The sequence below is a fragment of the Nocardioides albus genome (assembly GCF_014648255.1).
Lineage (GTDB): Bacteria > Actinomycetota > Actinomycetes > Propionibacteriales > Nocardioidaceae > Nocardioides > Nocardioides albus.
In genome coordinates, this window is record NZ_BMQT01000005.1 from 1 (window position 1) to 12,583 (window position 12,583).

Here is a 12,583-nt window from a genome sequence, read left to right on the forward strand (position 1 = left end):
GGAGGTCTTCGCTAGGTCAACAACCGACCCGGAGTGTCACCAACCTCTTGGCTGAGTACACCTAGCGGCTCCGGCGGCTCGACCAGCGGAGGCAGGCGGGGCGGGGTCAGCCGAGGTGGAGCTGGCGGTCCGTACGCGCGAAGGTCTCGGCAGCGAGCTCGGGGTCGGCGCTGAGCTCGGGACCGGTGGCCGGGATCATCGTCTTGAGCTGGGGCTGCCAGGCGTCCCAGCGGTCGGGGAAGCAGCGGCGCAGGACGTTGACCATGATCCCCGGGGCGGTCGAGGCGCCGGGGGAGGCGCCGAGGAGGCCCGCGATGGTGCCGTCCTCGGCGGTGATGACCTCGGTGCCGAACTGGAGCACGCCGTCGGGGCGGATGACCTGCACCCGCTGGCCAGCGATGATCCGGTCCCAGTCCTTGCGGTCGGCGGCGGGGAAGAAGTCCAAGAGGTCGTCGAACTTCTTGCGCGGCGAGCGCAGCAGCTCCTTGACCAGGTAGACGGTGAGGTCCATGTTGGTCAGCCCGGCCCGCAGCATCGGCACCAGGTTGTGGGGGCGGACCGAGAGGAACAGGTCGGTGAGCGACCCGGACTTGAGGAAGCGCGGGCTCCACCCTGCGTACGGACCGAACATCAGGTGGGTCTTGCCCTCGACATAGCGGGTGTCGAGGTGGGGCACCGACATCGGCGGAGCGCCGACGGCGGCCTTGCCGTAGGCCTTGGCGCGGTGCTGGGCGACGAGCTCCGGCTTGGACGTACGCAGGAACTCACCGGAGACCGGGAAGCCGCCGAAGCCGCGGATCTCCGGGATCGCGGCCTTCTGCAGCAGCGGCAGCGCGTAGCCGCCGGCGCCGACGAAGACGAACCGTGAGCGCAGGTGGTATTTGCCGGTTTCGTTGCGGCCGTAGATGTGCCAGAAGCCGTCCATGGTCTGGTGCAGGTCGGTGACCTCGGACCCGGTCTCCAGGTCGGCGCCCTTGTCCACGAGCGTGCGGGTCAGCATCGAGGTCAGCGAGCCGAAGTCGACGTCGGTGCCGGCGTTGGTCCAGGTCGCCGCGACGGGCTCCTCGGCGAGCGACTTGGCGGAACGACCCTCGAGCAGCAGCGGCGCCCAGCCCCGGATGACCTCGGGGTCGGTGGAGAACTCCATCCCGGCGAAGAGCGGGTGGACCGACAGCGCCTCGTAGCGCTTGCGCAGGTAGTCGACGTTGTCCGCGCCCCAGACGAAGGACATGTGCGGGACGGTGTGGATGAACTTGTCGGGGTCCGGGATGCGGCCGTTCTCGACCAGGAAGGACCACAGCTGCCGGGAGAGCTGGAACTGCTCGTTGACGTTGACGGCCTTGGAGATGTCGACCGAGCCGTCGGGCTTCTGCGGGCTGTAGTTGAGCTCGCACAGCGCGGAGTGACCGGTGCCGGCGTTGTTCCACGGGCCGGAGGACTCGACGGCGAGCGAGTCGAGCCGCTCGATCATCTTGATGGACCAGCTGGGTTCCAGCTCCTGGAGGAGCACGCCCAGGGTGGCGCTCATGATGCCGCCGCCGATCAGCACTACGTCAAGAGGTTCGTCCACAGGTCTTTTGTCTCGCTTTTAGGGCCGCAATGGTTAATCGGGGTCCTTAGATCGGTCTAACTTGTGGGCAACTTCACTGCCCGCCACCCACCGGCATCCGATGGTCGAGCTGGTCGAGACCCCGGCTTTCATTGTGGCGCACCGCACATGTCGGGGGTAGTTCAGGGTGGAGTTACGCTCTGGCCGTGCCCCGCCTCTCTGACTCCCATCGCGCCTGGATCGACGAAGCCGTACGCCGCGTCGAGGCCGATGCTCAACGCTCGGCCGACACCCACCTGCATGCCGTGCCGCTCCCGGTCCGCGACGGTGCGAGCAGCGGGATCGATCTCTATCTGAAGGACGAGTCGGTCCATCCCACCGGCTCGCTGAAGCACCGCCTGGCCCGGTCGCTGTTCCTCTACGCGGTCTGCAACGGCTGGCTCCACGAGGGCTCGACGGTCGTCGAGGCGTCCTCCGGATCCACGGCGGTCTCGGAGGCTTACTTCGCCGGCCTTCTCGGACTGCCGTTCGTCGCGGTCATGCCGCGCTCGACCTCGGCGGAGAAGGTGCGCCTGATCGAGTGGCACGGCGGCCGCTGCCACTTCGTCGACCGCGCCCCCGACGTGTACGCAGAGGCTGAGCGCCTCGCCCGCGAGTGCGGAGGCCACTACATGGACCAGTTCACCTACGCCGAGCGGGCCACCGACTGGCGCGGCAACAACAACATCGCCGAGTCGATCTTCGACCAGATGTCGCAGGAGCGACACCCGGTGCCGACCTGGATCGTCGTCTCGGCAGGCACCGGCGGCACCTCGGCGACGATCGGCCGCTACCTCCACTACCGCCGCCACCCCACCAGGCTGATGGTCGCCGACCCGGAGAACTCCGCCTTCTACGGCGGCTGGGAGACGGACACCTCCGACTACGCCACCGGCATGCCGTCGCGCATCGAGGGGATCGGCCGGCCGCGCGTCGAGCCGTCCTTCGTCGGCGGGGTCGTCGACGACATGGTCCAGGTCCCCGACGCGGCGTCGATCGCGACGATGCGCTGGCTCTCGGCCCGGATGGGCCGCTCCGTCGGCCCCTCGACGGGCACCAACGTGTGGGCATCGCTGGGTGTCGTACGCGAGATGTCCGAGGCCGACACCGAGGGCAGCGTCGTCTCGCTGCTGTGCGACTCCGGGGAGCGCTACCGCTCCTCCTACTACGACGACGCCTGGGTGGCCGAGAAGGGCATCGACCTCGCTCCGTACGCCGCGGCCCTGGCCGACTACGAGCGCACCGGTGTCCTCGTCGACCCGTCGTGACGCGCCCAGGTCCGTAGCCCGAGCGTGAGCAACGCCCAGATCCCTGCGACCAGCAGGATCTCGTTGAGGATGTAGACGGGCCACGGACCGAGGAGATCGAGCATCGAGGCCGATTCCGGCTTGTAGCGCAGGTAGCCGTAGTTGGCGTCGACGACGAGATTGAGGACGTACGCCGCGGCGGCCCACCCCGCCGTGGTCGCGACCACCCGGCCGTAGTCGGCCCAGGTCGGAAGCAGCTTGAGCCCGAAGACCAGGTAGACCGCGGCGAGCACGATCATCAGGTGCAGCCCCCAGAACGTGAAGTAGCTGACGTCCGGGATGTCCTTCACGTCCGGTGTGAGCACGCCCTGGGTGGTCAGCGTCAGGCCCCAGAAGCAGGTCAGCGCGGTCGGGTAGGGGTGGTGGGTCCACAGCGCGATCGCGGCGGCGATCGCAGCCAGGTCGCACAGATGGATCGGCAGATCGATGAAGAGATCGAAGTCGGTGACCCACTCGTGGGCCTGCAGCGGGATCGTCGTGAGCGGGATCGTGAGCGCGAAACCCCGGGAGAATCTCGACGGCTTCACCTCGGACCGCTGCTGCCTGCCCAGCCAGAGCATGGCCACGATCCCCGCTGTGAGCAGGGACAACGGCACCAGATGGGTCAGACCGTAAGCCTGCATATCGGAAGTCTGACGGGGTTCTCGAAAAAATTCTTCTGAACCCGCGTCATGGATCCGGGGGTGGCCCGTTTCATCGGCGTGAAGGTCGTCCACCGGTGGGGGGTGGACGACCTCACAGGATCGCGGATGTCCCTCTGAATGCGCACTGCGGGGGTGGTGTGCAAGCAGGGGGACGCCTCGCTTTTCGGCGCATCAGCGGGCGGTCCCGGTCACAGCGGTCGCGTAGAGGTCGTCGTCGTGATGGATCTCCGCGATGAGCCCTTGCGCCCGCATCAGGTCTGCCGTGACAGGCGCCTGTTCCTGGCTGGCCTCGATGACGAGTACGCCGCCGGGGGCCAGATGCTTCGGCGCCTGCTCGATGACGCGGCGCTGGATGTCGAGCCCGTCCACGCCGCCGTCGAGCGCCACCCGGTGCTCGTGGTCGCGCGCCTCCGGTGGCATGTCCGCGATCCGCTCGGTAGGGACGTACGGCGCGTTCGCCACCACGACGTCAAACGCGAGCCCCTGCGGTAGCGGCGAGAAGAGATCGCCGAGCAGAACGTTCGAAGACAAGTTGGCCTGAGCACATTCCACCGCAGCCGGATCGATATCAGTAGCCCAAACCTCAGCAGGCCCGACTCGTAGAGCAAGCGCGGCCGCAAGCGCCCCAGTCCCACACCCGATATCCACGATCCGGGGTGTGCTGCCAGGAGTGCGCTGGAGCGCACTCTCGGCAGCACACGACGCCAGTTCCAACAACAACCTCGAGCGTTGTCTTGGGACGAATACGCCGGGGGCCACCTTGATTCTCATGCCGTCGAACTCGGCCCAGCCCAGGATCAGCTCCAGTGGCTCACCGGCCTCGCGGCGTACGACCATCTCCTCTCGCTCCTGCGCGGAGACGGGCTCGGCCTCGAGCAGGGCGGCCTCGTCCTCGGCGAAGACACAGCCGGCGGCGCGGAGGCGGGCGACGAGCCCCGGATCGGGAGATGTGGAGGTCATTGGAGAAGATTGGCACGTGGACGCCGTGACTCTGATCGGATTTATCGTGGCCGGGTATGCCGCGTTCGTCACGATCGCGGCCGTGCTCGGTGTGGCGCTCAGGGCGCCGCGGCCGAAGTGGCTGGACCAGGTGGCGTGGATGCTGGAGATCCTGGCGGTCGTGCTCGCCATCGGGGCGCTGGCGGCCTGGTCGGGGGGACGCAAGCCGGAGTCGCTGTCGACTTTCCTGGGCTACCTCGGCGCACTGGTGTGCCTGATGCCGCTGGCGCTGCAGACGATGCGCGAGGACCGCTCGACGTGGTCCTCGGGGGTGGTCGCGGCGGCTGCCCTGGCGACCGGGGTCGTGGCCGTACGCGTCATGATGGTCCGGTGATCGCGACCGCACCTGCCAAGACTCGTTCCGGTCCGCATCTGGTCCTGCTGACGGTCTACGCGATCTTCGCGCTCGCCGCCGGCGCTCGATCGCTGGTGCAGGTCTTCACCCGTTTCAACGAGGCCCCGATCGCCTACTCGCTCTCGGTGGTCGCCGCGGCGACGTACGTGGCGGGCTGGTTCGCGATCCGCCGCGCGGCTGCTGGGTCGGAGGGCTTCGCGAAGATCATGCTCTGGCTCGAGCTGGCCGGCGTGGTCGTCGTCGGTGTCCTGTCCTTGGCCGTGCCGTCCTGGTTCCCGGATGACTCGGTATGGTCGAAGTTCGGGAGCGGATACGGATTCGTTCCTGCCCTGTTGCCGATCCTGGGCCTGCTCTGGCTCTGGAAGGTCAACCCGAAGGAGACGGATGAGTCAGTCGACAGCCACCGCGATCTCGCCTGACTCGGGGGAGCACTGGTCCGCTCCGGGCGCGTGGACGGTCGCCGACGGCGTGCACCGGATCCCGCTGCCGCTGCCGATGGACGGGCTCAAGGCGGTCAACATCTACGTCCTCGAGGGCGACGACGGGCTCTCGCTGGTCGACGGTGGCTGGGCGATCACCGAGGGACGTACGGCGCTCGAGGCCGGACTGAAGAAGCTGGGCTTCGAGTTCGGCGACATCCGGCGTTTCCTGGTCACCCACGTGCATCGTGACCACTACACGCTCGCCTCGGTGCTCGGTCAGGAGTTCGGCGCGGACGTGCTGCTCGGCGCCGGCGACCGCCCCACCCTCGAGCTCACCAACGGCGACCTCGACGGCTGGGTCTCGACCGACCGGCTGCTCGCCTACGCGGGCGCCCACGACTTGGCGGCGAAGTGGGCTGCCAACCCGCCGCCCGCGCCCGATCTGTCTCACTGGCGGATGCCCGACCGCTGGCTCGAGGGCGACGTACGCCTGGACGTGGCCGGCCGCGATCTCGACGCGGTGCACACGCCTGGGCACACCCAGGGCCACTACGTCTATGCCGATCTGGCCGGCTCGGTCCTGTTCGCCGGCGACCATGTGCTGCCGACGATCACGCCGTCGATCGGCTTCGAGCCGGTGCCGGTCATCGACCCGCTGGGCGACTTCATGGCCTCCCTGACCAAGGTCCGGACCCTGCCTGACCTGCGGCTTCTCCCCGCTCACGGGCCGGTCGCCTCGTCGTCGCACACCCGCGTCGACGAGCTCCTGGCCCATCACGAGTCGCGCCTGGCCCAGTCGCTGGCGTCCTTGCGCGCCGGTCGGCGCTCAGCGCTCGAGGTCGCCAACGACCTCGGCTGGACCCGTCACGAGCGCGCCTTCGCCGAGCTCGACTACTTCAACGCCGGCCTCGCGGTCATGGAGACCAAGGCTCACCTCGAGCTGCTGGTCGCCCGCGGTCAGGCGACCCGCGAGGAGACCGAGGCGTGCGTGCTCTTCGCCGCTATCGGCTGAGGCGCATCGGGGTGTGCGGGATGCCGTCCTCGAGGAACTCCTCGCCGTCCTTCACGAACCCGAACTTGGCGTACCAGCCGGCCAGGGGGGACTGAGCGTCGAGGACGATGTCGCGGTCGGTGACGGCCTCGACGGCGGCCTTCATGATCACGTCGGCCAGGCCCTGGCCACGGTGGGAGGGGGCGAGGACGACGCGGCCGATCCGCCACACGTCACCGTCGTCGAGGATGCGGGCGGTCCCGGCGAGATCGTCGCTGTCGGTCAGTACCACGTGACGCGTCCCGGGCTCGAGGTCGCGGCCGTCCAGGTCTAGGTAGGGGCAGTCCTGCTCGACGACGAACACCTGCTGGCGCAGCCGCCACAAGGCGTACGCGGTCTTCGGGGGGAGTTGATCGAAAGCGAGGATCTCGATGACCATGCATGTATTATGCATGCATGGTGGCGATGCAGATCAGAGACGTGCCCGAGCCGGCCCGCGACGCATTGGCGAGGCGAGCGCAGGCCAAGGGGCAGAGCCTGCAGGCATACCTTCGCGAGATGGTCCTTCGGGAGGCTGCCTTCGCGAACAACCTCGACGTCCTTGACGAGGTTGCCGAATGGCGCACGGGTGGCGAGGCGACCCTCGACGACGTTCTGGCGGCGCGAGACGACGCTCGGCGCGACGTCGGCTGATGATCGTCGTCGACGCGTCGGTGGTGGCGCTGACATTCCTGGACCCAGCCACGGAACCGAGGGCGGTCCAGGCGCTCGAGGAGATGCGGGCAGACCCCGCTTGGTTGGTGCCCGCGCACTGGCATGTGGAGGTGCTGTCGACGGTGCGCGGTCTGCTGCTGGGTGGCAAGATCGACAAGGAGAAGGCAGACCGCGCGGCCGCCGCTATCCAGCAGATGACGGTTGCGGTGACGCCCAGCGGCCCGCTGATGCCGCGGATGTGGGAGCTCCGAAACAACCTGTCGACCTACGACGCTGCCTACGTCGCCACCGCGGAGAGCCACCACATCACCTTGGTCACCGCTGACGTACGAATCGAGAAGGCGGGAGTTGCGCGCTGTCCGGTTCGGGTGGTCGGCTGAAGGCCTCCGCGCTGGGGCGAGTAGTGTTGGCGGGAACAGACAGGGGAGGCCGGAAGGCCTGAGAGTGCGGCGAACAGCGCCGCAGACCCTCCGAACCTGCTCCGGTTGATACCGGCGAAGGGAGTCAGAGAATGCGCATGCGTACGCCTGCCATCGCTGCCACTGCTATCTCGGCACTGCTGCTGTCCGCATGCGGAGGTTCGCCCGCTGAGCCGGATGCCGAGAAGTCGAGCGGCTCCGACGAGAAGACGGTCGTGCTGCTGACCCACGACAGCTTCACGCTGCCGAAGGAGGTGCTGGCCGAGTTCACCGAGAAGACCGGCTACACCGCCGAGATCCGGCACGCGGGCGACGGTGGCGAGCTGACCACCAAGATCGCCTTGGACACCGGCAACCCCGACGGCGACGCGGTCTTCGGCGTGGACAACACATTCGCCAGCCGGGCGATCGACCAGGGGGCGCTGGAGGCGTACACGCCTTCGGAGGTGCCCGCGGGCGTCGACGAGTTCAACCTGCCGGGCGACGAGGAGCACCACCTCACGCCGGTCGACAACGGCAGCGTGTGCGTCAACATCGACACCGAGTGGTTCGCCGCGAAGAAGCTGACGCCGCCGGAGTCGCTCGACGACCTGGCCGAGCCTGCGTACAAGGACCTCTTCGTGACCCCGGGCGCGGCGACCTCGACGCCGGGGATGGCGTTCCTGCTGGCGACCGTCGCCGAGTACGGCGAGGAGGGCTGGGCGGACTACTGGGGCAAGCTGATGGACAACGGCACCAAGGTCGTCGACGGCTGGGGCCAGGCCTACTACTCCGACTTCACCCAGGGCGGCGGCAAGGGGACGCGGCCGATCGTCGTGTCGTACGACTCCTCGCCGGCCTTCACCGTCAAGGACGGCAAGAGCTCGACCAAGGCGCTGCTGGACACCTGCTTCCGGCAGGTCGAGTACGCCGGCGTGCTCAAGGGCGCCGACCACCCCGAGGGCGCCCAGGCGCTGATCGACTTCATGCTCTCCGACAGCGTGCAGGGGGCGCTGCCGGAGAGCATGTACGTCTTCCCCGTCTCCTCGAGCGTCGAACTGCCGGCCGACTGGGCGAAGTTCGCCCAGCAGCCGACCTCGCCGCTCGCCGTCGAGCCGGAGGAGATCGAGAAGAATCGTGAGGCCTGGCTGGCGACCTGGAGCGACACGATCGCGAAGTGACTGTGTTGGTCTCGCCACGAGTTCGCTCGTACCTCGCGAGCTCGGCTCGACCAGCCGTGCTGGTCGCCCTCGCCGCCCTCCCGGTGGCGGTGCTGGCGGTCTTCTTCGTCCTGCCGGTCACCGGGATGGTGCAGCGTGGCCTCTTCGCCTCGGGTTCGTTCGACCCTGCGGTCGCGATCCGGGTGCTGCAGCGATCGGAGGTCCAGCGGGCGCTCTGGTTCACGCTGTGGTCCTCGGGGTTGGCGACGGTGCTGAGCGTGGCGCTGGGGCTGCCGGCCGCCTTCGCTCTCCACCGGCTGAGCTTTCCGCTGCAGCGAGTCATCCGAGCAGGGCTGCTGGTGCCGTTCGTACTTCCCACCGTCGTCGTCGGGGTCGCCTTCCGCGAGCTCATCGGTGAGGCCGGGTTGCTGGCCGGGCTGGGGCTCGACGGCACCCCGACCGCGATCATCCTGGGCCTGGTCTTCTTCAACGCCTCGGTCGTGATCCGGGCGGTCGGGGCGGCGTGGGAGTCGCTCGACCCGCGGCCGGGGGAGGCCGCTGCCGCGCTGGGGGCAGGGCCCGCGCGGGTCTTCTGGACGATCACGCTGCCTGCGCTGCGCCCGGCGATCGTCTCCGCGGCGTCGGTGGTCTTCCTGTTCTGTGCCACCGCGTTCGGGATCGTGCTCACCCTCGGCGGGGTGCGCTACAACAGCATCGAGACCGAGATCTACAAGCTCACCTTCACCCTGTTCGACCTTCCCGGTGCCGCGGTGCTGTCGGTGCTGCAGCTGTTGGTCGTCATCGGGTTGCTGGTTGTGGCCGGCCGACTGCGTTCGGTGCCGGATCCTGCGCAGTCACGGGTCGTCGTACGCCGCCGGCGGGTCTCGCTGCGGGACCTACCGGTCCTGCTGTCGACGTCGGTGCTCGTCCTGCTGGTCGCCGGGCCACTGCTGGCGCTGTTGCTCGGGTCGCTGCGGGTCGATGACCGGTGGAGCCTGGGGAACTACGCCGCTCTGCAGACGCCCGGGTTTGACCCGCCGTTGCCGGTCCCGGTCACCACCGCGCTGATGACGTCGCTGGCGGTCGCGGTGCAGGCGTCAGTGATCGCGCTCGTGCTCGGGCTGCTGGTGGCGTTCGCCGTGACCCGGCGGTCGCAGACCCGGGCCGAACGGCGGGTGCGGGGCGTCCTCGACGGACTCTTCATGGTGCCGCTCGGGGTCAGCGCGGTCACGTTGGGCCTCGGGCTCTATCTGACCCTCGGGTCGGGCGCGCTCGACTTCCGCGACGAGCCCTGGCTGGTCCCGCTGGCGCAGGCTCTGGTCGCGCTGCCACTGGTCGTACGCACCCTCGTGCCGGTCCTCGCGTCGGTCGACGATCGCCTGCGCCAGGCCGCAGCCGGGCTCGGGGCGGGGCCGCTGCGCGCGGTCATGACCGTCGACGTACCTGCCGTCTGGAAGCCGCTCCTCGCCTCCGCGGGCTTCGCGTTCGCGGCGTCGCTGGGGGAGTTCGGCGCGACGTCCTTCCTCGTCCGCGAGGAGCGCCCCACCCTCCCGGTCGTCATCCTCCGGCTGTTGTCCCGCCCCGGCTCCGACAACTACGGCATGGCCCTCGCCGCCGCCTGCGTCCTCGCCGCCACCACCGCCGCGGTCATGCTCCTCGTCGAGCGTCTCCGTGTCCCGTCGATCGGAGCACTGTGAACCCACGCCGAGAAGTCACTCGCGTCGGCCGAAGCGTCACGTACGTCGGTCGAGACGTCACGTACGTCGGTCGAGACGTCACTCGCGTCGGCCGAGATGGCACGCCGGTGCCATCTCGGCCGACGGGGCTGACGCTTCGGCCGACCGGAGTGACGCTTCGGCAGGATCGAGGTTGCGATGCTGTCGCTGCGTGAGGTGTCGGTGGCGTACGACGGGAAGGGCGCCGTCGAGGACGTCAGCCTGGAGCTGGCCGACGGGGAGGTGCTGGCGCTGCTCGGGCCGTCGGGGTCGGGGAAGTCCACCCTGCTGCGGGCGGTGGCCGGACTGGAGCCGGCGACGGGGACGATCAGCTGGGACGGGCGGGACCTGCGCGGGGTGCCGACGCACAAGCGCGGGTTCGCGCTGATGTTCCAGGACGGCCAGCTGTTCTCGCACCTGACCGTCGCGAACAACGTCGCCTACCCGATGCGGCTGCGCCGGATTCCGGGCGCCGAACGTGGGAAGCGGGTCGTCGACCTGCTGGAGCTCGTCGGCCTGGGCGGTTATCAGGACCGTCTTCCCGGCACGCTCAGCGGCGGCGAACGGCAGCGGGTCGCGCTCGCGCGGGCGCTCGCGGTCGAACCCCGGCTGCTGCTCCTCGACGAGCCGCTCTCCGCCCTCGACGCCGGGCTGCGGGAACGGCTCGCGGGCGACCTGCGGCGGATCCTGCACGAGGCCGGCACCACTGCGCTGATGGTCACCCACGACCAGGAGGAGGCGTTCGCGGTGGCCGACCGGATCGCGCTGCTACGTGACGGGCGTCTGGTGCAGGAAGGATCCCTGCAGGACGTGTGGGCGCGGCCGGTCGACACCTGGTCGGCCCTGTTCCTCGGCTATGCCCGCGTGCTCGAGGGGCCGGCGGCGTACACGGTCCTGAAGGCCGCCAGGATGGATCCGGCCGGAGCGGTGGCGTTGCGCCGCTCAGCCTTCGTCGTCGACCCGGCCGGTCCGCTCACCGGCACCGTGGTCTCGGCCAGGGCTACGCCGGAGCAGCATCGGCTCGTCGTACGTCTCGACGGTGTGGGTGAGGGCGTCGGTGAGGTGGACGCTGTCGCCGACTCGGCACCGGCTCCCGGGGAGGCGGTCGGGCTGAGGGTCGAGCCGAACCGGCTGGCCATCCCCGGATCGAGCTCCCCGGCGCAGGATGTCCAGGAATGGGCAGAGCCACCCCCGGCCACTTAGAATTAACGGCTATGTATCGCCGCGCTCAGATCTTCCTCGTCAGCAGCGCGCTGATCTTCGGTCTGATCGCAGTCGTGACCGCGCAGATCGTCGACAAGCGCATGCTCGACCCGGAGGGCTTCCTCGGACCGTCCTGGCTCCGGCTTCCCCTCCTGGTCGGAGCCGCCATCCTCGTCGACCTGGTGCCGCGTACGCTGTGGCAGGCGAAGTTCAAGTGGAAGGCAATGGGCCCCATCTTCAAGGAGCGGGTCCGCACCCACTGGACCCGTGAGCGGCTGACGCTCGTGGCGATGGGCATCGTCTGCTTCTACCTGGTCTACGTCTGCTACCGGAACCTCAAGTCGTTCCTGCCGTTCGTGGTCCCGGAGACCTACGAGTTCGACCACGAGCTGCACCTGATCGACAAGGCGGTGCTCTTCGGCGCCGACCCGGCGATCCTGCTCCACGACCTTCTCGGCACCGGCTGGGTCGCCTGGTTCCTCTCCTACATCTACATGTGGTTCCTGCCGCTGGTGCCGTTCGCGGTCGCCGGCTGGCTGGTGTGGTCGCGCAACCTCGCCTACGGCTACTGGTTCGTGTGCTCCCAGTGCATCGCCTGGATCCTCGGCACCGTCTCGTACTACTGCCTGCCGACTGTCGGCCCCGGCCTTCAATATCCGTATCTCTATGCTGACCTGCCCGAGACACCAGCGAGCACACTGATGGAATCGCTGGTCTTCACCAGGCAGCATGTCCTCTTCGACGTCGACGCCAACGTGGTGCAGTCGGTCGGTGGCTTCGCCTCGCTGCACTGTGGCATCACGCTGCTGATGGCGCTGATGATCCAGGCCACGATCAACAATAAGATCGCCCGCTGGGCCGGCTGGATCAACTTCGGGATCACCGTCGTCGCGACCATCTACTTCGGTTGGCACTACCTCGCCGACGACATCGCGGGCTGCATGATCGCGCTCGTCGCCTACTACCTCGGCGGCCTGGTGGCCAACCAGAAGTTCCAGCGCAAGGGCGTACGTCGGCTCGTCTCGGAGTCCGACGAGATCGCCGACCGCGAGGCGAAGGTCGCCCACGAGCTGACCTGATCCGGGTG

At 68.8% G+C, this 12,583-nt stretch carries 14 protein-coding genes and 1 riboswitch; of the genes, 10 read left to right on the plus strand and 4 right to left on the minus strand.

The window, feature by feature from the left end; genetic code table 11:
• Positions 1-106: 106 nt before the first annotated feature.
• The gene (mqo, locus tag IEY84_RS11375; protein WP_183547159.1) at positions 107-1,570 is read right to left on the minus strand and encodes a malate dehydrogenase (quinone); all 1,464 of its coding nucleotides are present in this window, start codon (positions 1,568-1,570) and stop codon (positions 107-109) included.
• 185 nt (positions 1,571-1,755) lie between these two features.
• Here mqo and cds1 point away from each other — a divergent pair, with 185 nt between their 5' ends.
• Positions 1,756-2,856, plus strand: coding sequence for an L-cysteine desulfhydrase Cds1 (cds1, locus tag IEY84_RS11380; protein ID WP_183547161.1), 1,101 nt, complete (start codon positions 1,756-1,758; stop codon positions 2,854-2,856).
• Here cds1 and IEY84_RS11385 read toward each other — a convergent pair.
• Both IEY84_RS11385 and IEY84_RS11390 read right to left on the minus strand, forming a co-directional pair.
• Positions 2,820-3,518 (minus strand): YwaF family protein, encoded by a 699-nt coding sequence (locus IEY84_RS11385; protein ID WP_183547163.1) that lies wholly within the window; start codon positions 3,516-3,518, stop codon positions 2,820-2,822. The genes cds1 and IEY84_RS11385 overlap by 37 nt on opposite strands.
• Before the next feature lie 192 nt (positions 3,519-3,710).
• Positions 3,711-4,499: a putative protein N(5)-glutamine methyltransferase gene (locus IEY84_RS11390; RefSeq protein ID WP_183547166.1), complete on the minus strand. Its 789-nt coding sequence runs from the start codon at positions 4,497-4,499 to the stop codon at positions 3,711-3,713.
• A 16-nt stretch (positions 4,500-4,515) separates the two neighbouring features.
• Here IEY84_RS11390 and IEY84_RS11395 point away from each other — a divergent pair, with 16 nt between their 5' ends.
• The 3 genes from IEY84_RS11395 to IEY84_RS11405 are packed head-to-tail and all read left to right on the plus strand — an operon-like array spanning position 4,516 to position 6,327.
• Complete coding sequence (locus IEY84_RS11395; RefSeq protein WP_183547168.1) at positions 4,516-4,872, plus strand: hypothetical protein; 357 nt, start codon at positions 4,516-4,518, stop codon at positions 4,870-4,872.
• A complete protein-coding gene (locus tag IEY84_RS11400) occupies positions 4,869-5,312 on the plus strand; it encodes a hypothetical protein (protein ID WP_183547171.1) in 444 nt (147 codons plus the stop codon). The genes IEY84_RS11395 and IEY84_RS11400 overlap by 4 nt, the downstream gene beginning before the upstream one ends.
• Complete coding sequence (locus IEY84_RS11405) at positions 5,278-6,327, plus strand: MBL fold metallo-hydrolase (RefSeq protein ID WP_183547173.1); 1,050 nt, start codon at positions 5,278-5,280, stop codon at positions 6,325-6,327. The genes IEY84_RS11400 and IEY84_RS11405 overlap by 35 nt, the downstream gene beginning before the upstream one ends.
• On the opposite strand, the gene IEY84_RS11410 is transcribed toward IEY84_RS11405, so the two are convergent.
• The gene (locus IEY84_RS11410; RefSeq protein ID WP_183547175.1) at positions 6,317-6,745 is read right to left on the minus strand and encodes a GNAT family N-acetyltransferase; all 429 of its coding nucleotides are present in this window, start codon (positions 6,743-6,745) and stop codon (positions 6,317-6,319) included. The two genes, IEY84_RS11405 and IEY84_RS11410, sit on opposite strands and share 11 nt — an antisense overlap.
• A gap of 17 nt (positions 6,746-6,762) precedes the next feature.
• Between IEY84_RS11410 and IEY84_RS11415 the strand changes: the two genes are divergently transcribed.
• The 6 genes from IEY84_RS11415 (at position 6,763) to IEY84_RS11440 (ending at position 12,575) form a co-directional block, all read left to right on the plus strand.
• Complete coding sequence (locus tag IEY84_RS11415) at positions 6,763-6,999, plus strand: FitA-like ribbon-helix-helix domain-containing protein (protein WP_183548112.1); 237 nt, start codon at positions 6,763-6,765, stop codon at positions 6,997-6,999.
• Entirely contained in the window at positions 6,999-7,400 is a 402-nt protein-coding gene (locus IEY84_RS11420) for a type II toxin-antitoxin system VapC family toxin (RefSeq protein ID WP_183547177.1), read from the plus strand. The genes IEY84_RS11415 and IEY84_RS11420 overlap by 1 nt, the downstream gene beginning before the upstream one ends.
• A gap of 31 nt (positions 7,401-7,431) precedes the next feature.
• A riboswitch (TPP riboswitch) is annotated at positions 7,432-7,540 on the plus strand.
• The gene (locus tag IEY84_RS11425) at positions 7,538-8,599 is read left to right on the plus strand and encodes a thiamine ABC transporter substrate-binding protein (RefSeq protein ID WP_229788597.1); all 1,062 of its coding nucleotides are present in this window, start codon (positions 7,538-7,540) and stop codon (positions 8,597-8,599) included. Its footprint overlaps the riboswitch before it by 3 nt.
• Complete coding sequence (locus IEY84_RS11430) at positions 8,596-10,275, plus strand: ABC transporter permease (protein ID WP_229788599.1); 1,680 nt, start codon at positions 8,596-8,598, stop codon at positions 10,273-10,275. Before IEY84_RS11425 ends, IEY84_RS11430 begins: the two co-directional genes overlap by 4 nt.
• Positions 10,276-10,452: 177 nt before the next feature.
• A complete protein-coding gene (locus IEY84_RS11435; RefSeq protein ID WP_183547181.1) occupies positions 10,453-11,496 on the plus strand; it encodes an ABC transporter ATP-binding protein in 1,044 nt (347 codons plus the stop codon).
• An 11-nt stretch (positions 11,497-11,507) separates the two neighbouring features.
• Positions 11,508-12,575, plus strand: a complete 1,068-nt coding sequence (locus IEY84_RS11440) for a phosphatase PAP2 family protein (RefSeq protein WP_183547184.1) — start codon at positions 11,508-11,510, stop codon at positions 12,573-12,575.
• The last annotated feature ends 8 nt before the right edge of the window (positions 12,576-12,583 follow it).

What these genes read in the sequence shown, in the direction of transcription:
- IEY84_RS11385 (WP_183547163.1), bottom strand. Translation starts at nt 3,518, where the DNA reads ATGCAGGCTTACGGTCTGACCCATCTGGTGCCGTTGTCCCTGCTCACA.
- IEY84_RS11390 (WP_183547166.1), bottom strand. Translation starts at nt 4,499, where the DNA reads ATGACCTCCACATCTCCCGATCCGGGGCTCGTCGCCCGCCTCCGCGCC.
- IEY84_RS11405 (WP_183547173.1), top strand. Translation starts at nt 5,278, where the DNA reads ATGAGTCAGTCGACAGCCACCGCGATCTCGCCTGACTCGGGGGAGCAC.
- IEY84_RS11410 (WP_183547175.1), bottom strand. Translation starts at nt 6,745, where the DNA reads ATGGTCATCGAGATCCTCGCTTTCGATCAACTCCCCCCGAAGACCGCG.
- IEY84_RS11415 (WP_183548112.1), top strand. Translation starts at nt 6,763, where the DNA reads ATGGTGGCGATGCAGATCAGAGACGTGCCCGAGCCGGCCCGCGACGCA.
- IEY84_RS11420 (WP_183547177.1), top strand. Translation starts at nt 6,999, where the DNA reads ATGATCGTCGTCGACGCGTCGGTGGTGGCGCTGACATTCCTGGACCCA.
- IEY84_RS11425 (WP_229788597.1), top strand. Translation starts at nt 7,538, where the DNA reads ATGCGTACGCCTGCCATCGCTGCCACTGCTATCTCGGCACTGCTGCTG.
- IEY84_RS11435 (WP_183547181.1), top strand. Translation starts at nt 10,453, where the DNA reads ATGCTGTCGCTGCGTGAGGTGTCGGTGGCGTACGACGGGAAGGGCGCC.
- IEY84_RS11440 (WP_183547184.1), top strand. Translation starts at nt 11,508, where the DNA reads ATGTATCGCCGCGCTCAGATCTTCCTCGTCAGCAGCGCGCTGATCTTC.